Below are 20837 nucleotides of genomic sequence, written 5' to 3' on the forward strand. Positions count from 1 at the left end.
ACGTCGGCGCCCACATCGCCCCCCTCCCCCGGCGCCCCCTCAGCACCAGGCCGTGCCTGGGCCACGCCCCGTATTCGCGCAGCCCACGGTATTCGTACGGCGCGAGGTCTTCGTCGCCCCCGCGTTCGCCGGAAGACCCGTGGGGTGACCCGTCGGAAGGCACGCATGGTCCTACTGTCCGACGGATCCGGGCCGCCCGCGATGTGTGGTGTGCCACCCGGTGGAACCATCGTCCTGGTCCGGGGCGTTTCTCCAGGTGCACGCAGGGTGGCCGGTTCCGATCAGTGTGCGTGCGTGTGCTGATCAACAGGCGCCTCGCGCGCGTACTAAGGGGTCCTAGAGAAAGGCGGCTCCGTGGACCTGCTCGACATCCTGCTGTTGCTGGTGATCCTGGCCTACGCGGCGTCCGGCTACCGGCGTGGGCTGGTGGCCGGCTGCGTCTCGCTGGCCGGCTTCGTGGGCGGTGCGGTGATCGGCGTATGGATCCTGCCGTGGATGATGGACCTGGTCACGCCGGGTACGACGCAGGCGACCGTGACCGCGGTGCTCACGGTGCTGGTCCCGGCGGTGGTGGTGCACGAGTTGGCGGGACGGCTGGCGCTGCGGCTGCGCCGGGAGCTGGACCGGGGGCCACTGAGGATGGCGGACGGCGTCGGCGGGGCCGTGGCCAACTCGGTGGCCGTGCTGATCGTGGCCTGGGTGGCGGCCAGTGTTCTCGCCGCGTCCTCCTCCCCGCTGCTCACGTCGGCGATCCGGGACTCCCGGCTGCTCGGGACCGTGCAGAACGCCATGCCGGACACGACACCCGCCTGGTTCTCACGGGCCACCTCCGCACTCACCGAGGCGGGCTTCCCGCAGGTCTTCAACCCGTTCGAGAACGAGTCGACCGCCGAGGTCGCCAAACCCACCGGCGACAGCGTCACGCCCGCCGCGACGAACGCCGCCAAGCTCAGCACGGTCAAGATCGAGGGCGTCTCGGGCACCCAGGGCCGCGAGGGCAGCGGCTTCGTCTACGCCCCGCAGCACGTGATGACCAACGCCCATGTGGTGGCCGGCATCGACGAACCGGGCGTCCGGATCGGCGGCGTCGGACGGTCGTACGAGTCACGGGTGGTGCTCTTCGACCCGGAGCGGGACGTGGCCGTGCTGTACGTGCCCGAACTGCGCGCCCCCGTCCTGCGGTTCGACGACGACGCCACGCGCGGCGACTCGGCGGTCGTGGCGGGCTATCCGGAGGACGGCGACCTGAACCTCCAGGCGGCGACGGTCGCGAACCGGGTGCGGGCGACCGGCCAGAACATCTACAACGACGAGACCGTCACCCGCGAGATCTACTCGATCCGCTCCACCGTCCGCCCCGGCAACTCCGGCGGCCCGCTGCTGACCACCGACGGCAAGGTGTTCGGCGTCGTCTTCGCCCGCTCCACCTCCGACAACGAGACCGGCTACGTCCTGACGGCGGCCGAGGTCGCCGACGACGCCCGGCGCGCGGCGGACGCGACGGCACCGGTGGACACCGGCGATCTGGTCACGTCGTAAGGCGGCGGCGTACGGCGAGGCCCGCCGGCCCGGCTCAGAGGCTGCGCCCCATGAACACGTCGTCGACGTACTCCCCGCCCAGGAAGAACTCCTCCGGCAGGATCCCCTCCACCACGAAACCCTCGGCCTCGTAGAGCTTCCGGGCCGGGGTGTTGTGGCCGAGGACGCGCAGGGTGAGGCGGCGGGCGCCGCGCCGGCGGGCCTCCTCGACGACCGCGCGGATCAGCGCCCGCCCGACACCGCGCCCACGGGCCTCGTCGGCGACGGCGAGCCCCTGGATCTGCCGTACGTGCGCGTTGGCGGCGAGCGAGGTGGGAAAGCCCAGGCGGACGTAGCCCACGATGCGGCGGTCGAGTTCGGCGACCAGATGGTCCTCGGGGGCGTGCCGCTCGTCGAAGAAGGGCTGGTAGGGCGGCTGCGGCTGCGGCGTGACCGCATGCAGGTACGACCACGTCAGACGGTCGAGCAGGGACAGCTCCTCCTCGTCGTCGGGCAGGGCGGCACGTATGAACGGCGACTGGTGCGGCTCGGGCATGACGGCCACTGTACGTCGGGGGTATGACACCCCGTCCGGGTTTATACCCGTCATACGCGGCAGGATGGGTGCATGGAACGTTCCCGAATCGCGGTGGCCGGTGCGTCCGGTCTCATCGGCGGTGCCCTGGTCCAGTCCCTGGCGGCGGACGGGCACGAGGTGATCCGGCTGGTGCGCCGTGCGCCCCGGGCCGAGGGCGAGGTCCGCTGGGACCCCGAGCGCAAGTACGTCGACACGGCCGGGCTCGCCGGGTGCGACGCGGTGGTCAATCTGGCCGGGGCGAACGTGGGTTCGCGCCGCTGGACGGAGGCGTACAAGGCGAAGCTGCGGTCCGGCCGGGTGCTGGGCACGGCGGCGCTCGCGGAGGCCATGGCGGCGATGGAGCCGGAAGCGCGGCCGCGGGTCTTCGTCAACGGCAGCGCGATCGGCTACTACGGCGAGACCGGCGAGCGGACCGTCGACGAGAGCGCGCCGCCCGGGGAGGGCTTCCTGCCCTCGCTGGTCGTGGAGTGGGAGGGTGCCGCGGCGCCCGCGCGGGAGGCCGGCGTACGGACGGTGTTCCCGCGCACGGGGCTGGTGGTGGCCCGTCACGGCGGGGCCTGGGGACGGCTGTTCCCGCTGTTCAAGGCGGGGGTCGGCGGGCGGATGGGCGACGGCCGGCAGTACTGGTCGTTCGTCTCGCTGCACGACGAGGTGGCCGCCATCCGGCATCTGATCGACCGGGACGACCTGTCGGGGCCGTTCAATGTGACCGCGCCTCATCCGCTGACGAACCGTGAGATCACCGAGGCGATGGGACGGGTACTGCACCGGCCGACGCTCTTCGCGGTCCCGGCCCCCGTACTGCGGGCCGTGCTCGGTGAGATGGCGGGGGATGTGCTGGGCAGCCAACGCGTTCTGCCGAAGCGGTTGCTGGAGTCGGGCTTCACGTTCGTCTTTCCGGAGATCGAGGGGGCGATCCGGGCGGCTGCCGAGTAAGCCGAGAAAGGGAGCGACGCCCGCATGCGACCGCTGTGCGACCGTGCTCTGCCCATGCGCGACTGCTTCTGACCGACCCCGGCTCTAACCTCGTCCCGAACTCGGGTATCCCCGGAGCCTGTTGGGGGCATGACGTCTCCACCGGCCGCGCAACCTCGAGGAGGGGCACGTGCTTGAGCCCGCGTACCAGGCGGACGTCGTCATCGTGGGAGCCGGAGTCGCCGGACTCTCTGCGGCGCATCGACTGACCAGCGCAGGAGTAACGACCGCTGTCCTGGAGGCCGCCCCTTACCCGGGCGGCCGAATGTCGACCGAGAAGATCGACGGGTTCCGGCTCGACCGGATCGGCCAGCTCCTGTCGATGTCCTCGATGGCATATCCCGAACTACGTCTGACTCCGTCGCTCGACACGCTCGCGCTGCGCCCCTTCGCGCCGGGCGTACTGCTGCACAGCAACGGACGCCGGCACCGCGCGGGCGCGTTGGCGAGTCCGATGAGCGCCAGGCGCGCGAGGGGCGCACTATATGCGGTACGCGCCCTGGCGAGCGCCCCTCGAGCGGCGTCCGTGCGGGGTGTCCCGAGCCAGACGTCCCTGCCGAGGGTGCGCGCGAGTGCCCCGCTGGGGACCGCCGTCGACCAGGCCCGACTGGGCGCGGCGCTGGCCCGCCTCGCCGCCTCGCCCGTCGAACGGCTGCTGGCCCGCCCCGAGTTGCCGGCCGCGCAGGCCCTCGCGGCGCGGGGCGTCCCCGCGCGGACCATCGACGGCTTCCTGCGTCCGCTGCTCGCCGCGCTGCTGTGCGACCCGGAGCTGACGACGTCCAGCCGGTGTGCGGATCTCGCGCTGCGCGCCTTCGTGAGCGGGCGTCTGTGCGTGCCCGAGGGCGGCGCCGAGGCGCTGCCGGAGCTGCTGGCGCGGACGCTGCCGCCGGGCACCGTGCACACCGGCGTGCGGGTCACGTCGGTGGCCACGACATCGGTGACGACCGCGGAGCACGGCGAGATACGGTGCCGGGCCGTCCTGCTGGCGACGGACGCACGGACCGCCGCCGAGCTGCTGCCGGGCTTGCGCGTACCGGACTTCCACCCCGTGACGGTCGTCCACCACACCACCGACGAACCGCCGACGACGGGCACCTCGCTCCTGCTGGACGCCGACCGGGGCGGCCCGGTGGCCCACACGGCGGTGATCAGCCAGGTCGACCCGAGCCGCGCGCCCGCGGGCCGGGCGCTCATCTCCTCGACCGTCCTGGGCACACCGCCGCCCGACGTCGACACAGCCGTACGCATGCACCTGGCCCGCCTCTACGGCACGTCCACGGCACGCTGGGAGACCCTCGCCGTGCACCACACCCCCGAGGCCGTCCCGGCGATGCGCCCACCCCACGACCTGCGCCGCCCTGTGCGCCTCCTGGCAGGCCTGTACGTCTGCGGCGACCACCGCGACACCAGCACGGTCCAGGGCGCCCTCCACTCGTCCCACCGCGCCGCCACGGCCATCCTGACGGACCTGGGCACGGCGGGCTCGCTGCACAGGGCGGAGCCGTTACGAGCGGCGGCCTAAAGGCGCAGGGGCACCCGCGCCCCGTAAGGGGCGCGGGGAACTGCGCGAGCAACCACAACAAGGCCGCACACGGCATACATCGGTCGGAGTTACGGCGCCCCCCTACAACAACGCCGCGACCTTGTCGCGATACCCCCGCACCGGCGCCGCATCCCGATACGGCTCCAACCTCCGCTCGAAATCCTTGACGTACTCGACCGCCCGCACAGACCGCATCTCCGCGGCCTGACCGGCGGCTTCCGCGCCGAGCGCACAGGCCTGATCAAGCTCACCAAGCCCCAGACGGGCGGACGCGAGGACAACACGGCAGAACAACCGGCTGCGGGCAAACGCAGGCGCACGCAGCTGCAGGGACCGCTCCGCATGCTGAGCCGCCGCACGGAACTGTTGCAGATCCCGGTGGCAGTGCCCGAACTCGTCGGCGAGCTGTGCCTCGTCGAAGAACCGCGCCCAGTGCGGCACGTCATCGCCGGGGCGAGCCGCTTCGAGGGCGCGTTCGGCCCGCACCAGGGAGGCCGTGCAGGCGCGCACCTCGCCCAGTACGCCGTGCCCGCGCGCCTCGCACCCGTGCAGCAGGGCTTGGACGACCGGCGGTGCGCTGGTCCCCACGCCCTGCTGCGCCACGCGCGCGAGCTGGACGGCCTCACGGCCGTGCCCGAGGTAGACGGCCTGGCGGCTCATGGTGACGAGGACGTAGGAGCCGTACGCCCGGTCCCCGGCCGCCTGTGCGAGGCGCAGCGACTGCACGAAGTAGCGCTGCGCGAGACCGTGCGCCGCGATGTCGTACGACGTCCAGCCCGCGAGCCTGGTGAGGTCCGCGGCGGCGGCGAACAGCTTGCGGCCGGCCTGCTCGCCGTAGGTGCCGCGCAGCATCGGCTCGCACTCGTGCTCCAGGTAGCGCACGAGCGCCTGCCGGGCGTGGCCGCCGCCGTACATGTCGTCGAGCGAGCGGAACAGCTCGCCCACCGACCGCAGCGCGGCGATGTCGCCGCCGGTCACCTTCTGGCCGGGACCGCGCTCCGCCTGGCTGCGCTGGCGGGGTACGGCCCCTGGACGGCCCTGGGCGGGGATGCGGGCGATCGGCTCGCCGCGGGCCACCTTCTCGTCGGCGCGGCCGATCAGCCAGTCCCGGCTGGGCACGACGAGGCCCGCCGGGGTGAAGGCGATCTTGCGGAGCTCGGCATGGCTGCCGGAGTCCTTGCGCCACAGGCCGCTGACGATGTCGACGGCCTCCTCCGGGGTCGCGGCGAACTCCAGCCCCGCGTACACGGGCGCGCAGGCGTCGAGGCCGAGGTCCTGGGCGGAGAGCCGGCGGCCGAGGCGGCGGGTGAAGACCTCGGCGATGAGGGCGGGGGTCGTACCGCGCGGCTGCTGCCCGCGCAGCCAGCGTGTGACCGATGTCTTGTCGTATCTGAGATCAAGCCCGTGTTCGAGGCCGAGCTGGTCCACCCGGCGGGCGAGACCCGCGTTGGAGAATCCCGCTTCTGCGATGAGCGCGGCGAGCTGGCGGTTGGGAGTGCGCTGCGCGGGTCGTTCCGTCATCTGCGGTGCGGTCTCCTGCCTTTCGGGCCTCACGGGGGCGATTGCGGCCGCCGCGGTGCCCGGATTGCCTGTGAGCAGCCCTTTTGGCATCTCGAACGGCGCGAATGTAGCGGAGAGTAAGCAGCCGATCGCACATTTCGCCACCCATTCATCCGATCGTGTGAGGATTGCCCTGCCGGGCTGACGCGGGGCCGGGAGGCATCACCCGAACGAGCCGGTCGTACAGTGGCGTAGGCACGCTTTGTGCCTTACGACCTTCGAGGGCTTCCAAGGAGGCTTGCCGTGAGTGAGTTGCGGTTCGTCCGCATGGGATTCGGCGCGGACGCCGTCGAGTACCAGCAGGCGTGGGACGAGCAGCGCCGGGTGCACGCGGCGCGGTTCGAGGACGAGATCCCCGACACGGTCCTGCTGCTCGAACACCCTCCGGTGTACACGGCGGGCCGGCGCACGGCGGACAACGAGCGGCCCCTGGACGGTACGCCGGTCATCGACGTGGACCGGGGCGGCAAGATCACCTGGCACGGCCCGGGCCAGCTGGTCGGCTACCCGATCCAGAAGCTGCCGCGCCCCGTGGACGTCGTGGCCCATGTACGGCGGCTGGAGGAGGCCCTGATCCGCACCTGCGCGGAGTTCGGCCTGGAGACCACACGGGTCGAGGGGCGCAGCGGCGTATGGGTCCTGGGCGACCCGGTCGAGCAGCGTCCGGCGCTCGGCGGTCTGTCCCTGGACCTCGACCCCCGTCTGCACGACGACGAGTTCGACCCGCGTCTGAACGGCCCCGAGTACGCGCCCTCCAACGCCGGGCAGCGGCGCGAGGACCGCAAGATCGCGGCGATCGGGATCCGGGTCGCCAAGGGCGTGACCATGCACGGTTTCGCGCTGAACGTGAACCCGGACAACAAGTGGTTCGACAAGATCATCCCGTGCGGGATCCGGGACGCGGGGGTCGCCTCCCTGGCGAACGAGCTCGACCGGGACGTCACGATCGACGAGGTGCTGCCGGTCGTCGAGCGGCACTTGATGGACGTCCTGGAGAACGCGGACCTGAAGCCGCGGGAGATCGAGAAGACCCCGGCTGCGTGACTCTGCCGTGGGCCTCGCGGTTCTTCGCCCCCGCCGCCCCTACCCGTCCCATCCTGAAGGGGCTCCGCCCCTTCCACCCCGCCAGGGGGCTCTGCCCCCTGAACCCCCGCTCCTCAAACGCCGGAGGGGCTGAATTTCAGCGCCGAAGCGGAGGTCTGGGGGCGGCAGCCCCCAGGGACGGGACGGGTAGGGGCGGCGGGGGCGAGACACCCCAGGCCCACTCAGGAATGGACCGGCGTTCCGCAAGGTTGCCCAGCCCGGGGACGCAAAACGCACGGGCGTACCCTGGTGTACGCCGAAGAATCGAAGCACAGGGAGCCGACGTGTCCGCAGTCTCACCGGACGGACGCAAGATGCTGCGCCTGGAGGTCCGCAACAGCCAGACCCCCATCGAGCGCAAGCCCGAGTGGATCAAGACGCGGGCGAAAATGGGTCCCGAGTACACCGCGATGCAGAAGCTCGTGAAGAGCGAGGGCCTGCACACGGTCTGCCAGGAAGCCGGCTGCCCCAACATCTACGAGTGCTGGGAAGACCGTGAGGCGACCTTCCTCATCGGCGGCGACCAGTGCACCCGCCGCTGCGACTTCTGCCAGATCGACACCGGCAAGCCCGAGGCACTCGACCGCGACGAGCCGCGCCGCGTCGGCGAGTCCGTGGTCACCATGGACCTGAACTACGCCACCATCACCGGCGTCGCCCGCGACGACCTCCCGGACGGCGGCGCCTGGCTGTACGCCGAGACGGTCCGCCAGATCCACCAACAGACCGCGGACCGCGAGGCCGGCCGCACCAAGGTCGAGCTCCTCGCCCCGGACTTCAACGCCGTACCGGAGCTGCTCCAGGAGGTCTTCGCCTCCCGCCCCGAGGTCTTCGCGCACAACGTCGAGACGGTGCCCCGGATCTTCAAGCGGATCCGCCCTGGCTTCCGCTACGAGCGTTCACTGAAGGTCATCACCGAGGCCCGCGACTACGGCCTGGTCACCAAGTCCAACCTCATCCTCGGCATGGGCGAGACCCGCGAGGAGATCAGCGAGGCGCTCCAGCAGCTGCACGACGCGGGCTGCGAGCTGGTGACCATCACGCAGTACCTGCGCCCGAGCGTGCGCCACCACCCCGTGGAGCGCTGGGTCAAGCCGCAGGAGTTCGTGGAGCTGAAGGAGGAGGCCGAGCAGATCGGCTTCTCGGGTGTGATGTCCGGGCCGCTGGTGCGGTCCTCCTACCGGGCCGGGCGGCTGTACCAGATGGCGGTCGAGAAGCGTGGGAGCTACATCGCCTCGCAGGCCGTCTGATGGCACGGAGTGCCACTCTGCTCGTGTGAATCTGCGCACAAGCAACTACCCCTCAGTAGCTGCCGATTGACGCGGTCCTGGACGTCCCCGCAGATAGGGGGGCCATCAGGGCCGCGTCAAGTGTTTTGCGCTGCGTATTAAGGCTTCATTGGTGTTTGACCGGTCAGTCACGCCCTGGTAACACCAATCAGTGACGCTGGTTGTACACCCCGTGCACCATTCGCCAAAGCCGCCATTCCCGAGGGGGGACCTCCACCATGCAGGCCGCGCCGGTTCGCGCCACCGCCATCCCGTCGTTCACCACTGCACTCCGTGCCGTCGAGTCGCTGCTCATGAGCAGCGGTCAGCGCACCGCCCGCCGCAACGCATGGACGTCGGTGCTGGAGGACCGCCGCCGCGCCAAGGACCGGGTCGAGGCGCAGCGCGTCCTGGACCAGGTCACCTCCGTCCGTCCCTGACCTCCCCGCTCCGCTCCCGCACGGCACTGCCGTCGTCGGCGCTCCCCGGGCCACGTAGACTTCGTGGCATGGCGAGGAAGGACACGGCAGCGGACGCTGCGAACCCCGGGCGACTCAAGCAGATCGCTCTGACCTACAAGATGACCCGCAGGGCCGACAAGAAGATCGGTCTTGTACTCGCGGCTGTCGGAATCGTCACCTTCGGTGTCTTCCTCGCGATCGGTTTCTTGATCGGTCACCCCATCTATCTCGGCATCCTGGGCCTGCTGCTCGCCTTCCTCGCGTCGGCGATCGTGTTCGGGCGCCGGGCCGAGCGAGCGGCCTTCGGGCAGATGGAGGGCCAGCCGGGCGCTGCCGCGGCCGTGCTGGACAACATCGGCCGAGGCTGGACGACGACACCCGCGGTGGCGATGAACCGCAGCCAGGACGTGGTCCACCGGGCTGTCGGCAAGGCCGGCATCGTGCTGGTCGCCGAGGGCAACCCGAACCGGGTGAAGAGCCTGCTGGCCGCCGAGAAGAAGAAGATGAACCGCATCGTCGCGGACGTGCCGGTGCACGATCTGATCGTCGGCGCCGGTGAGGGCCAGGTCGAGCTGAAGAAGCTGCGGACCACCATGCTGAAGCTGCCCCGCGTGCTGACCGGTCCCCAGGTGACCGCCACCAACGACCGGCTGAAGGCCATGGGCGACCTGATGAGCAACATGCCGTTGCCAAAGGGCCCGATGCCCAAGGGCATGAAGCTGCCGAAGGGCGGACCGAAGGCCCGCTGATTCCCCTCGTACGAGAAAGGGGGCGCCCGGTTCAGACCGGGCGCCCCCTTCGTCGTATGTCGTCGTACGCGAGGAGTACGGCCGCTAGATGCGCACTTCCACGGTCCGGGCCAGTCGGTCGTGCAGACCGCGGCCGTCGCGGTCCCAGATCAGGGCCGGGATGGCGACGCACAGCAGCGCCGAGCGCAGCAGGGCGCGCAGTGGGTTGACCGTGCCGGTGTCCAGGGTTACCACGCGGAGGCCGAAGAGGCGCTTACCCGGAGTGAAGCCGACGGTGCCGACGGTCAGGACGCTCATCAGGAAGAACAGCAGCAGGGCCCAGTTGCTGGTCGCCTGGCCGTAGCTGTCGGTGATGAGACCGTATGCGATCAAGACGCAGAGGCCCCAGTCGACGGCGAGTGCGCCGAGCCGTCGGCCCGGGCGGGCGATGGAGCCCGGCCCCTCCTCCGGCAGGCCGAGCTGCTGACCCCGGTATCCGAAGTCGACACCGGCTTCCTCGGCGGCCGCGCGGGGCCCCGAGAGCCAGGATCCGATTGCTTGCCTCTTGTCCACGCGTCCACGGTACTGGGCGCGTTTTGCGATACGGACAGGTGGGGTGCGGTACGGGATGTCCGGTTAACGTGGGTGAAACAAATGGGTCACGCCCGAGAAATCACCCGTCCCTAGGGTCGAAGACAGCGTGTGCCACCGCACTGGCCGCACGAACGAACTACCACCCCGGCGCGGACGGTCGGGAGTAGGAGGAGCTGGATGTTCCAGAACGCCGACGAGGCCAAGAAGTTCATCGCGGACGAGGACGTCAAGTTCGTCGACGTCCGATTCTGCGACCTGCCGGGCGTCATGCAGCACTTCACGGTGCCCGTCGAGGCGTTCGACCCGGACGAGGAACTCGCCTTCGACGGATCGTCGATCCGCGGTTTCCAGGCCATTCACGAGTCCGACATGGCGCTGCGCGCGGACCTGTCGACCGCCCGGGTCGACCCGTTCCGCCGTGACAAGACGCTCAACATCAACTTCTTCATCCACGACCCGATCACGGGCGAGCAGTACTCCCGTGACCCGCGGAACGTGGCGAAGAAGGCCGAGGCCTACCTCGCCTCCACCGGGATCGCCGACACGGCGTACTTCGGTCCCGAGGCCGAGTTCTACGTCTTCGACAGCGTGCGTTTCGCCACCACGTCGAACGAGTCCTTCTACCACATCGACTCCGAGGCCGGCGCCTGGAACACCGGTGCCATCGAGGACAACCGTGGTTACAAGGTCCGCTACAAGGGCGGCTACTTCCCGGTCCCGCCGGTCGACCACTTCGCCGACCTGCGCGCCGAGATCTCCCTGGAGCTGGGCCGGGCCGGTCTCCAGGTCGAGCGCCAGCACCACGAGGTGGGCACCGCCGGCCAGGCCGAGATCAACTACAAGTTCAACACGCTGCTCGCGGCCGCCGACGACCTGCAGCTCTTCAAGTACATCGTGAAGAACGTGGCCTGGCGCAACGGCAAGACCGCGACCTTCATGCCGAAGCCGATCTTCGGTGACAACGGCTCGGGCATGCACGTCCACCAGTCGCTGTGGGCCTCCGGCTCCCCGCTGTTCTACGACGAGGCCGGTTACGCGGGCCTGTCGGACACCGCCCGCTACTACATCGGCGGCATCCTCAAGCACGCCCCGTCGCTGCTGGCCTTCACCAACCCGACGGTGAACTCCTACCACCGCCTGGTGCCGGGCTTCGAGGCCCCGATCAACCTGGTGTACTCGCAGCGCAACCGCTCCGCCGCGATGCGTATCCCGATCACGGGCTCCAACCCGAAGGCCAAGCGCGTCGAGTTCCGCGCGCCCGACTCCTCCGGCAACCCGTACCTGGCCTTCTCGGCCCTGCTGCTCGCGGGCCTCGACGGCATCAAGAACAAGATCGAGCCGGCCGAGCCGATCGACAAGGACCTGTACGAGCTGGCTCCCGAGGAGCACGCGAGCGTGGCGCAGGTCCCGACCTCCCTCCCGGCCGTCCTCGACTCCCTCGAGGCCGACCACGAGTTCCTCCTCCAGGGCGACGTCTTCACGCCGGACCTGATCGAGACGTGGATCGACTTCAAGCGCACGAACGAGATCGCGCCGCTGCAGCTGCGTCCGCACCCGCACGAGTTCGAGCTCTACTTCGACGTGTGATCCTCGTGTGATCCTCGGATTCCGCATGGAAGGCCGCCGTCCCGCACCGGGACGGCGGCCTTCGCCGTGCGGGGCCGTGTGAACAACCCTGCGGGTCAATTCACCTGGTCGGCCGACGGCTCAGGGACGCGCCAGACGATACGGAAGCGGCGGTCCGGCGGCAGTCCGAATCTGCCCACCGGGCCGATCGACTTGATGAGGTAGCCGAAGATCTGGTGGTGGGCGTCCTCCGACAGCTCGTGCCAGGTCTCCGGGGTCGCGGTCATGACCTCCCGCATCAAGGAGGCGTCCGACTCCGCGCGCAGCATCTCGATGCGGTCCTCGCGGTCCATGGTCCGGTCGGCGTGCATGGCGCTGACCGAGCGCTGCAGGAGGTTCGGTTCCACCGCCAGGCGCTGGAGGATGCGGTCGCAGCCGTACCGGAACGCGGTGTGCATCTCCACCGCCTCCTGGTTCGGGAACCGGTAGCCGAAGGGATTGCCTTCGTCGGCACCGAGGTAGTCGCCCTTCAGGGTGCGCAGCAGGGCCCGCAGGGCGAGTTCGGCACCGTACTCCTCAATGAGGCGGACACCGACCTGCACCCACTCGTCCTCCGAGATCTGCGGCTCGTGCGGCACGGCCAGCGAGGGGTCGATCTGGATGGCGTTGAACGGGTTGATCATCATGGCCAGCACCGACTCGGCGTCCATCTGCCCGTCGTCCGTGCCCCAGCCCTGTGACAGGGCCAGTTCCCGAGCCGTCTTCATGCCTCCGGGCTCTCCCTCCCGCACCGCGCGCCACAGGGACAGGAAGCGTGCCACCTCGGCCGTCGGCTCCCGGGGTGGGTTGACGCAGGCAGCGGCGAGCACCGCGACGATCGACTGCACGGTCTCCCAGCGCGGGACGGTCAGTCCCTTGAGGGTCGTGCGGACCCCCTCATGGCTGACGACAGCCGGATGATCGCCCTCGGCGATCAGGGTGCTCACCTTTCGCATGCCCGGGCTGCCCGCCGCCCGGTGGAGTTCTTCCAGGGCGCGTACCAGCTCCCGATGGGCTTCATTCGGAGGGAGGACGGTCTCGGTCACGGAACGGCGGTTCCTCTCGGCCTTGCGGACGACGGTTCCAAACGACCGTCAGATAGTGCCAAGAGTGTAGAAGTCGCAGACAGGCGGCCTTGTGTCAGATTGCGTCAACTTCCCTGTCACAGACGTCAGACGACGACAAGCCGTCGTAGAGCGACCGGAGCATGGAGCCAGCGCCGTACGGGAACCGGCGCCGCCCTACGAGGAGTTGCCCGTCCATGCACATCCCCGAGTACGCCCATGCCCTGATCCGGTCCGCGCTGCCTTCCGTCCCCACGTCCCGGCAGGTGGGGGCCGTGGACTGCTGCCTGTGCAACCGGCCGCTGGAGGATCGGTTGCCGGTGGCGCTCGGCCCGACGCCCGAGTCGGGGCTCTTCGGCTGCCATCCCTGTCTGCGCCGGCTGGTCACCCGGGCGCGACGGGCCCGCGACGCCGCGCTGACCCAGGACGCCGAGCAGGCCCTTGCGCCGGCGGCGGCCTGGCAGCCGGCGCGGGAACGGCATCTCGCCCGGCTCGACCGTGTGCGACAGGCCGCGGAGGCCGTGGCCGAACTGGCCGGCGGCGACCGGACCGAGCCGCTTCAGGTCGCCTGGCTGCTGGTCTCGCTGGAGTCGGCGTACACCTGGATCCCGGACGCGCCCGAGCCGCCCGCCACCCTGGCCGACGAGGCCGCCGAGCTGAAGGAGGAGGGGTTCCGGCTCGACCTGGCCATGATCACGGCGCGGGAGGCGGTGGCCGATCGGCTCGCCCATCACCTGATCAACGAGGCGCTGCCCCCGGAACCCGAGATGTGCGAGGAGTTCGAATGCCCGCAGGACTGCTCGGGACGCCATGACTCCAGCCACATCGACTGCGGGCCGGACGAGGTCTTCGAGGATCTGCTACGGCACGGGGTCACGGTGGAGCGGCCGGAGCCCGAACCCCCGTCCCCTCGCCTCATGGCGCTCCTGGAGGGCGCCGGGACCGAGGAGAAGCCCACGCCGCTTCCGAGCATCGAGGAAGGGGCTGCCGCCGTCCTCGCGCACTTCGGCATCGACACGGACGTCCTGGTGAGCGCGGCGGCGATCGGTCTGGTTGCCGACGCCTGGCGCGAGGGGCCCCTGGACCGGATCCACGCGGCCGACGACGGGCCGAGCGACGGGGAGATCTTCGCGCAGAGCGTCGATCTGTACCGCTGGGCCCGTGCCGCTCTGCTGGCCGCGCGGGACGACGGCCCCGAGGAACTGCTCGCTTTCGCGGCCATCGCCTCGGACCTGGATCTTCCGTGGGCCGGCGGCTCGCCCTTCACCCTGCGGGCGGTGTCCGAGCCTGTGGCGGAGCTCGTCCAGCAGGTCGACGACCGGGTCTGGTTCACCATGGAGGTGATACGGAGGCAGGGCTGGCGAGCGGCACTGCTGCACAGGGCTCTGTCGGCCGCGTCCCGGGCCCCCCACCATTTCGGAATGCCGAGCTGGCCCGGCACCGTGCGCACGGCGATGGAGCGACTCGCCCTGCTGGACCGGTCGGATGCGCCCGAGGCGCTGGCCGACCTCACGGCCGTGCAGGCCGCGCTGCTCGAGGCACCCGACGAACTGGGGGCGGCGGCCCTCGACTGGATCTCCCGTCAGGCGCTGCTCGAGTAGCGCGCACGGGGTTGTGTTCTACGACGCGTCCGGCTCACGGAGAGTCGGCGGGCGGCATTCTCCTCCGGGCCCCGGCACCCGAGGACGCCGCACATGGCGTGGTTCGCCAGGAGGGCGACCTGAGGTGCCGCCGGGGGCGCGGGGGGGATCGAGATGCCTGCAAGTACCGTCACCACCCTGGGGGGCGCGCTGTGAAGTGGGACGACGTGACCCTGGTGATCCTCGCCGCGTCCGGCTGCCTCACGCTGCTGCTGACCCAGGTCAGCGAGGTGCTGTCCCGGCTGCCGCAGATCATCCGCGCGTGGCGGCAGGTACGCAGCGAACTGAGCGGGGGCGGCACCGGACCAGGCCCTGGGGATCCCTCCGGGCCCAGCGGGGGTCAGGACGAAAGCTGATCCCGTCGTACCGAAACGGGCGGCACGCAGGCGTATGTTCTATTCTTCTGCCGCTGAGACGACACGGGGGTGGATGGGATGCCCGAGCACGAACAGGACGACCAGGAGCGCGAGTTCGACCTCAGGTGGGCGGACCAGGCCGAGCAAAAGGAGCCCTCTGCCCGGGCCCGGATGCTCGCCGCGCGGTGGAAGGAGAACCCTCCCGGTCCGGTGCCGTTCCGGGCCGACCCCGAGCATGTGGCACGGCAGCATCGCCGCTCGGGCTGGGTGTCCACGGCGATCGTGCTCGGCTGCGTCGCCGGGGTGATCGTCCTGCTGGGCTACATCAACTTCCGTACGTACTGAGATTCCGTACTGAGACTCCGTACTGAGATTGCGTACGTCCTGAGGCCGGGGCCTTTGCCGGCCCTGGGGCCGATCACGACCCGTTCATGGGGGTCACCGGGTGCACACTGGGCAGTGGGACGAGTGCCTGAGTGCGCTGGGGTGATGCGAGATGCAGAGCCGCTTCAAGAGTGATCGGCGGTTGACCGCCCGCATGGGCGTCACGCTGTTTCTCCTCGGGTTGTTGTACGTGGGGTTCGTCGCCGCGTTGATCGTGCTGCTGAAGTCCTGGGTGCTGGTCGTGGTCGTGGCGGCGGGGCTGCTGGGGGCTCAGTACTGGTTCTCCGACCGGGTCGCGCTGTTCGCGATGCGGGGGCGGGTCGTGGAGCGGGAGGAGTATCCCGAGCTGCACGGGGTCGTCGACCGGTTGTGTGCCCTCGCCGACATGCCGAAGCCCGTGGTCGCCGTGTCGGACATGGACATGCCGAACGCGTTCGCTACCGGGCGGAATCCCGATCACGCCGTGGTCTGTGTGACCACGGGCCTGCTGCGCCGGCTGGAGCCGGACGAGCTGGAGGGGGTGCTCGCGCACGAGCTCTCCCATGTGGCGCACAAGGACGTCGCCGTGATCACGGTCGCCTCGTTCCTCGGCGTGATCGCGGGGCTGATCGTGCGGTTCGCCTTCTACTCGCAGCTGTTCGGCGGCGGGCGCCGGGATCAGAACACCGCCGTCGTCTTCGCCGCCGTACTGGGCGTGTCGGCGGCCGTGTACGCGATCAGCTTCCTGTTGATCCGGGCCCTGTCCCGGTACCGGGAACTCGCCGCCGACCGGGCCGCGGCGCTGCTCACCGGGCGGCCCTCGGTGCTGGCCTCCGCGCTCACCAAGGTCTCCGGCGACATCGCCCGGATCCCGACCAAGGACCTGCGGACGGCGCAGGCCTTCAACGCCTTCTACTTCACGCCCGCGCTGGGCCGGGACCCGAGCGTCGCGCGGCTCTTCTCCACCCACCCGAGTCTGGAGCAGCGGATCGACCAACTGGGTCGGATCTCCGCCGAGTTGGGCGAGACGACGGCTCCCGGAGGGGCGTGAGCATGGGGCTGCTGGACATTCTGCTCGGCCGTACGAAGCCGGTCGCGCCCGATCTCGACCAGCTCTTCGCCCTGCCGTCGGCGGCGGTGACGCTGGAGGCGGCGGCCGGGTTCCGGCCGACCGGGAGCGGAGCGGTGTGCTTCGCGCCGGTCGAGGGCGCGGTCTTCGAGCAGGCGCACCGCGAGGTCCAGGCGCTGCTCGACGCGGACGCCGAGCGCGAGGGCCGGCCGGTGGAGCTGACGCGGGACGGCTACGGCTACTCGTGGCTGGTCTCCCGCCGCACGCCCGAGCAGCTGCCGGAGCTGGTCAACGATCTGCACGCGGTGAACAGCGCGATGGAGGTCAACGGCTTCGGGCCGCAGCTGCTGTGTTCGCTGGCCGGGTTCGAGGACGACGCGGGCAGGCGGCTCGCCCTCGTCTACCTCTACAAGCGCGGCACCTTCTATCCCTTCGCGCCGCTGCCCGGCCGGGCGGAACGGCGCGACAACCCGCTGGAACTGCGAGTGAAGGCCGCCCTCACGAACGACCTGCGGATCGAGCAGGACCTGAACCGCTGGTTCCCGGTGTGGGGCGCCCCCGGCCTGTGACCGGGGACACCTCGGACCTCTACCGCAGGTCCTCTCACTTGCTCTTCTCGCGCTCCTGACGACGGGATTCGAGGGGGCGCTCACGGCGGTAGCGGCGCTCCCACTTGGCCTGCATGTCACGACGGTTGCGGTAGGAGCGGTAGTCCGCGGGCATGGATCCTCCCGACGAGGCCCCTCCCCCGCCGCCGGCGCCCCCCGCTCCGCCGCTCGACGCGGAGGAGCTGCGGCCGTACTGCAGGTAGAGGAAGAGCACGGCGACGGCGGCGAGCCAGTAGACGTGGTTTCCGAATCCTAAGATCACCAGGACGACAGTCCCGGACATGACGATGGTGCCCATCACGGGCCTCCGTGAGCGTGGGTTGTTTCTGGATCTCGAGCTGTGATCGATGAGCGGTGACCGATGTTCCGACGGGGCGCTGGGGGATGGGCGACCGTCCGTCGGTGCGTAGAGAGTAGCCCCGAGTCCGCAGGGTGACGCCTGCCCTGCGAGAAGCGGCGTGAACAGCTCCGTTACGCGTGTCCAGCGTAGGGATCCGGTCACCGGGCGTGCATCTCCTTTTCCCGGGACCCGAGTTCGGCCGGTGTCCGCTGCGGATGAATATGAATGAATGAGGCGCATGACCGAGCTCTCTCCTTTCACATGCGCCCACGACGGTGAACTGCTCAGCGGTGTGTACGGCGGTGACGCCGGCGGCCCGGAATCGGCCACCGTGGTTCTGCTGCACGGCGCGGGCAACGGCAGCAAGGAGCGGCTGCTCCCGCTGCTCGCCGAGTTCGTGTCCCGCGGCTGCCGCGGACTGGCCTTCGACTTCTCGGGGCACGGCGAAAGCACCGGCGAACTGCGGGAGTTGAGTCTGCGGCGGCGTCTGGAGCAGGCGGTCGCCGTCATCGACGCGCGCGTGCCGGCGGGCGGTCCGCTGATCCTGGTCGGCTTCAGCATGAGCGGGCAGACGGTGGCGGACCTCGTCGCGCACTACGGGGAGCGGGTGGCGGCGCTGGGGGTGTGCGCGCCCGCCGTGTACGCGCGGGAGGCGTGGGATGTGCCGTTCGGTGCGGGCGACGGGCGGTTCAGCGAGATCATCCGCAGGCCGGACGGCTGGCGTGCGTCTCCCGCGCTCGACGTACTGCGGGCGTACGAGGGGCGGGCGGTGCTCGCGGTGCCGGGGACGGACGCGGTCATCCCGCCGGACGTGACGGAGGCGGTGCAGGACGCGCTGGCCGCTCGTGCGCAGTTCACGCGGTTCGAGGTGCCGGACGCGGAGCACATGCTGGGGCTGTGGTTCCAGGAGCATGCCGAGGACCGGCGGGAGTTCGTGACGGCCGTACTGACCGGGCTGGGCGACCGGGGCTGGACGGCCACCCGATCGTGGCTGGCCAAGCAGCTGCCGCAGGGGCGGACCGTCACCGGCACCGCCTTCGCGCAAGGTGGCTGGAGTGCGCAGATGCGGCGGCTCACCCTCGACGACGGCAGCGAGCTCGCGCTGCGCACGTTCGTGAAGCCCTTCTTCCGCGGACACGCGCCCGGTCTGCTGTCCCGTGAGGCGTCGATCCTCACCCTGCTCGCCGCCCAGGACGGCATTCCCGCGCCCCGGCTGATCGCCGTCGACGCCACGGCCGAGCACTGCGACCACCCCTCGCTGCTGATGTCCCTGCTGCCGGGCCGGGTTCGGGTCGACGAGGAGGATCTGGAGCGGCGCCTGGATCTGCTCGCGGGCCAACTCGCCCGGATCCACCGGGTCGTACCGCAGGAGCGTCCGCGTACGTATCAGGCGTGGACGTCTCCGGAGCAGGTACGCACGCCGGGCGGCGCGCTCTGGGAACGGGCCGTGGACGTCATCCGCCGCGAGCCTCCCACCTACGAAGGGTGCTTCCTGCACCGGGACTTCCACCCCGGGAACGTGCTGTTCAGCGGTGCGGGCCCGGCGTTGCGGATCAGCGGTGTCGTCGACTGGGTGGAGACGTCGTGGGGCCCGGCCGACCTCGACGTCGCCCACTGCTCGACGGCTCTCGCGCTACTGCACGGCCCGCAGTACGGGCTCGGTTTCCGGGACCGGTACGAGGCACATGGCGGGCGCCGACTCGCCGCCCCGGCCGACCACCTGTACTGGCGGTTGCTGGACGCCCTGACCTACTCCCCCGACGCGGCCAAGCTCGCGGGACCGTGGCGTGAGCTGGGGCGGACGGATCTGACAGCGGAGGTGCTGGGCGGGCGGTTGGCGGCGTATGTGGGCGGGCTGCTGGAGTGGTACGGCTGACGCCGCCCGGATGCGTACGGGCTGAGGCCGCCCCGGATACGTATGCCCCGGATACGTGTGGCTGATGGCGTCAGACCCCGGGCTCGGCCCTGACCACCCCGGCCGCGACGGCCGCACCCAGGGTCGTGTGGTCGGTGACGGTCTGGTCGGCGTAGGCCAGCGCGAAGTCGCGGACCGCACGGTCGAAGGTGTCGGCGCTGCCGAGGTAGCCGGCGATGGCGATACGGTCGCCGGAGCGGGCGTGGGCCCGGGCCAGGGCGGTGCCGCACAGCCGGGCGTAGGCCAGGAGGTCGTCCGGGCTCATCCCGGCGACGTCCCCGGCGCCCTTCATGTCGCGCAGCCGGCGCCAGTAGAAGGCGCGGCCCTCCGGACCGGACATCCAGCCGAGGAAGATGTCACTGGTCGCCTGCAGCAGACGCTGACCTGCGACGACGCGATGACCGTGGTGGACGTAGGGCCCGCTCGGCAGATGCTCCTCCAGTACGGACTGCCGCGCCTCCTTGATCTGCAGGAACAGCGGGTCGTCGGTGTCGCGTCCGGCGAGCGGCACGATGAAGCAGCGCAGGCCGACGCTGCCGACGCCGACGACCTTGCGGGCGGCTGCCCGTCAGGTCGTCGGCGGTCAAGCGACCGCTGTGCAGAGTCGAGCGGTAGTCGGTCAACTGCGCGCGGCCAAGGCCGGGGGCCCGGCAACGCACTTGCGATGCGGGCATCACTGGCTGTGGTGCTGCCGCTCGCGTCCAGTCACCCCGCAGGGCGACAGGGGCAATTGACTGTGCCCCGCACCAAGAGCGATCGACGCCCGCAGAAAACCGGGTCCACCGGACTGTGCCGGAATTGTGCCTGCACGGACTCACGCACTGGGATCACCTAGGCTACCCAGTGTCACCCAATGAGCGCAAGCTGTCACAGCCTCCAGGGGTCGCGCGGCCAACCTTGGCCTCTGGGTGGCCGTTCTCGCGGGCGGCCACGGCGACCGAGGCGGCGAGGCGTTTGACGTCCCACTCGAACGGGCCGGGGAACGTCTCGTCGAAGTCGTTCAGGTCGAAGCGCAGGGCGCGTTCCGGGTAGGCGTACAGGCCGAAGTTGAGCAGGTGGGCGTCGCCGCACAGCTGCACGGTGAGGCCGGTGTGCGGGGCGGTGGCGAGGTCGGCGGCCATCACGGCGGCCGCGCCACGCAGAAACGCGAACGGGGACCCCGCCATCCGGCCGTACCTGATCGGCAACAACTCCGGCAGCCGGTCGCGGCCCTGACGTTCCAGTACGGCGACGGGGTCGGGACGGTCGACAGAGGGAATCCAGGCGGCGTGCGCGGAACCGGGGACCCGCTTGCGGGCGGCCTTGCCGCGGAGGGCTCGGTCGGCGGGGGTGGCGGGGGTTGTCATGGGGAGACGGCCCTGTGCCGGGCGGCCCTGTGTCCGGCGGCCGCGGGGCCGACAGTCCCCTGCCCGGCGGTCCCGTGCACCGGCCGTCGTATGCCGTGCCTGCCCATCGCGCCTCCCGCTGCCGCGCCCGGTCGGGACGGGGTCCGTCACGTCCTGATCGCAGTGAAGGCGGGGCGGGGGGTGGGCGCATGTCGGATACGGCG

Annotated in this window: 19 protein-coding genes and 1 pseudogene; 14 read left to right on the forward strand and 6 right to left on the reverse strand. The window is 70.6% G+C overall.

What is annotated here, in order from left to right:
• Positions 1-354: 354 nt before the first annotated feature.
• A complete protein-coding gene (locus ADL12_RS08270; protein WP_062700133.1) occupies positions 355-1539 on the forward strand; it encodes a MarP family serine protease in 1185 nt (394 codons plus the stop codon).
• A 34-nt stretch (positions 1540-1573) separates the two neighbouring features.
• Here ADL12_RS08270 and ADL12_RS08275 read toward each other — a convergent pair whose 3' ends face one another.
• On the reverse strand, positions 1574-2074 hold the full coding sequence (locus tag ADL12_RS08275) for a GNAT family N-acetyltransferase (protein ID WP_062700172.1): 501 nt from the start codon (positions 2072-2074) through the stop codon (positions 1574-1576).
• A gap of 72 nt (positions 2075-2146) precedes the next feature.
• Between ADL12_RS08275 and ADL12_RS08280 the strand changes: the two genes are divergently transcribed.
• On the forward strand, positions 2147-3052 hold the full coding sequence (locus tag ADL12_RS08280) for a TIGR01777 family oxidoreductase (protein WP_062700135.1): 906 nt from the start codon (positions 2147-2149) through the stop codon (positions 3050-3052).
• A 169-nt stretch (positions 3053-3221) separates the two neighbouring features.
• Positions 3222-4613, forward strand: coding sequence for an NAD(P)/FAD-dependent oxidoreductase (locus ADL12_RS08285; RefSeq protein ID WP_062700137.1), 1392 nt, complete (start codon positions 3222-3224; stop codon positions 4611-4613).
• A gap of 102 nt (positions 4614-4715) precedes the next feature.
• Here ADL12_RS08285 and ADL12_RS08290 read toward each other — a convergent pair whose 3' ends face one another.
• On the reverse strand, positions 4716-6155 hold the full coding sequence (locus tag ADL12_RS08290) for an NsdA family TPR-like regulatory protein (protein WP_062700139.1): 1440 nt from the start codon (positions 6153-6155) through the stop codon (positions 4716-4718).
• Positions 6156-6437: 282 nt separating this feature from the next.
• Here ADL12_RS08290 and lipB point away from each other — a divergent pair, with 282 nt between their 5' ends.
• From lipB to ADL12_RS08310, 4 genes are all read left to right on the forward strand, one after another.
• Complete coding sequence (lipB, locus tag ADL12_RS08295; protein WP_062700141.1) at positions 6438-7238, forward strand: lipoyl(octanoyl) transferase LipB; 801 nt, start codon at positions 6438-6440, stop codon at positions 7236-7238.
• Between the two features lie 323 nt (positions 7239-7561).
• On the forward strand, positions 7562-8527 hold the full coding sequence (gene lipA / locus ADL12_RS08300; RefSeq protein WP_062700143.1) for a lipoyl synthase: 966 nt from the start codon (positions 7562-7564) through the stop codon (positions 8525-8527).
• A gap of 257 nt (positions 8528-8784) precedes the next feature.
• The gene (locus ADL12_RS08305; protein WP_062700145.1) at positions 8785-8985 is read left to right on the forward strand and encodes an SCO2195 family GlnR-regulated protein; all 201 of its coding nucleotides are present in this window, start codon (positions 8785-8787) and stop codon (positions 8983-8985) included.
• A 68-nt stretch (positions 8986-9053) separates the two neighbouring features.
• Positions 9054-9755 carry a DUF4191 domain-containing protein gene (locus tag ADL12_RS08310; RefSeq protein ID WP_062700147.1) on the forward strand — a complete coding sequence of 234 codons (702 nt, stop codon included), beginning with the start codon at positions 9054-9056 and terminating at the stop codon, positions 9753-9755.
• Between the two features lie 84 nt (positions 9756-9839).
• Here the strand turns inward: ADL12_RS08310 and ADL12_RS08315 are convergent, their stop codons facing one another.
• Positions 9840-10307: an RDD family protein gene (locus ADL12_RS08315; RefSeq protein ID WP_062700149.1), complete on the reverse strand. Its 468-nt coding sequence runs from the start codon at positions 10305-10307 to the stop codon at positions 9840-9842.
• A 198-nt stretch (positions 10308-10505) separates the two neighbouring features.
• On the opposite strand from ADL12_RS08315, the gene glnA reads away from it, so the two are divergent.
• Positions 10506-11915, forward strand: a complete 1410-nt coding sequence (gene glnA, locus ADL12_RS08320; RefSeq protein WP_062700151.1) for a type I glutamate--ammonia ligase — start codon at positions 10506-10508, stop codon at positions 11913-11915.
• Between the two features lie 95 nt (positions 11916-12010).
• On the opposite strand, the gene ADL12_RS08325 is transcribed toward glnA, so the two are convergent.
• A complete protein-coding gene (locus tag ADL12_RS08325; protein WP_062700153.1) occupies positions 12011-12979 on the reverse strand; it encodes a hypothetical protein in 969 nt (322 codons plus the stop codon).
• A gap of 215 nt (positions 12980-13194) precedes the next feature.
• Between ADL12_RS08325 and ADL12_RS08330 the strand changes: the two genes are divergently transcribed.
• From ADL12_RS08330 to pspAB, 5 genes are all read left to right on the forward strand, one after another.
• Positions 13195-14598 carry a hypothetical protein gene (locus ADL12_RS08330; RefSeq protein WP_062700155.1) on the forward strand — a complete coding sequence of 468 codons (1404 nt, stop codon included), beginning with the start codon at positions 13195-13197 and terminating at the stop codon, positions 14596-14598.
• Between the two features lie 191 nt (positions 14599-14789).
• A complete protein-coding gene (locus ADL12_RS08335) occupies positions 14790-14993 on the forward strand; it encodes a hypothetical protein (protein ID WP_062700157.1) in 204 nt (67 codons plus the stop codon).
• A 78-nt stretch (positions 14994-15071) separates the two neighbouring features.
• On the forward strand, positions 15072-15338 hold the full coding sequence (locus ADL12_RS08340; RefSeq protein ID WP_062700159.1) for an SCO2583/SCO2584 N-terminal domain-containing protein: 267 nt from the start codon (positions 15072-15074) through the stop codon (positions 15336-15338).
• A gap of 151 nt (positions 15339-15489) precedes the next feature.
• Positions 15490-16407, forward strand: coding sequence for a zinc metalloprotease HtpX (htpX, locus tag ADL12_RS08345; protein WP_062700161.1), 918 nt, complete (start codon positions 15490-15492; stop codon positions 16405-16407).
• A 2-nt stretch (positions 16408-16409) separates the two neighbouring features.
• Positions 16410-16994 (forward strand): PspA-associated protein PspAB, encoded by a 585-nt coding sequence (gene pspAB / locus ADL12_RS08350; RefSeq protein WP_062700163.1) that lies wholly within the window; start codon positions 16410-16412, stop codon positions 16992-16994.
• A gap of 34 nt (positions 16995-17028) precedes the next feature.
• On the opposite strand, the gene ADL12_RS08355 is transcribed toward pspAB, so the two are convergent.
• Complete coding sequence (locus ADL12_RS08355) at positions 17029-17331, reverse strand: hypothetical protein (RefSeq protein ID WP_062700166.1); 303 nt, start codon at positions 17329-17331, stop codon at positions 17029-17031.
• Positions 17332-17611: 280 nt separating this feature from the next.
• Between ADL12_RS08355 and ADL12_RS08360 the strand changes: the two genes are divergently transcribed.
• Positions 17612-19249 carry an alpha/beta fold hydrolase gene (locus ADL12_RS08360; RefSeq protein WP_107119859.1) on the forward strand — a complete coding sequence of 546 codons (1638 nt, stop codon included), beginning with the start codon at positions 17612-17614 and terminating at the stop codon, positions 19247-19249.
• A 70-nt stretch (positions 19250-19319) separates the two neighbouring features.
• On the opposite strand, the pseudogene ADL12_RS58405 reads toward ADL12_RS08360, so the two are convergent.
• Positions 19320-20583 (reverse strand): annotated as a pseudogene (locus tag ADL12_RS58405) (DUF2252 family protein); the annotation flags it as partial.
• Positions 20584-20837: the final 254 nt, after the last annotated feature.

This window comes from Streptomyces regalis, from assembly GCF_001509475.1.
Lineage (GTDB): Bacteria > Actinomycetota > Actinomycetes > Streptomycetales > Streptomycetaceae > Streptomyces > Streptomyces regalis.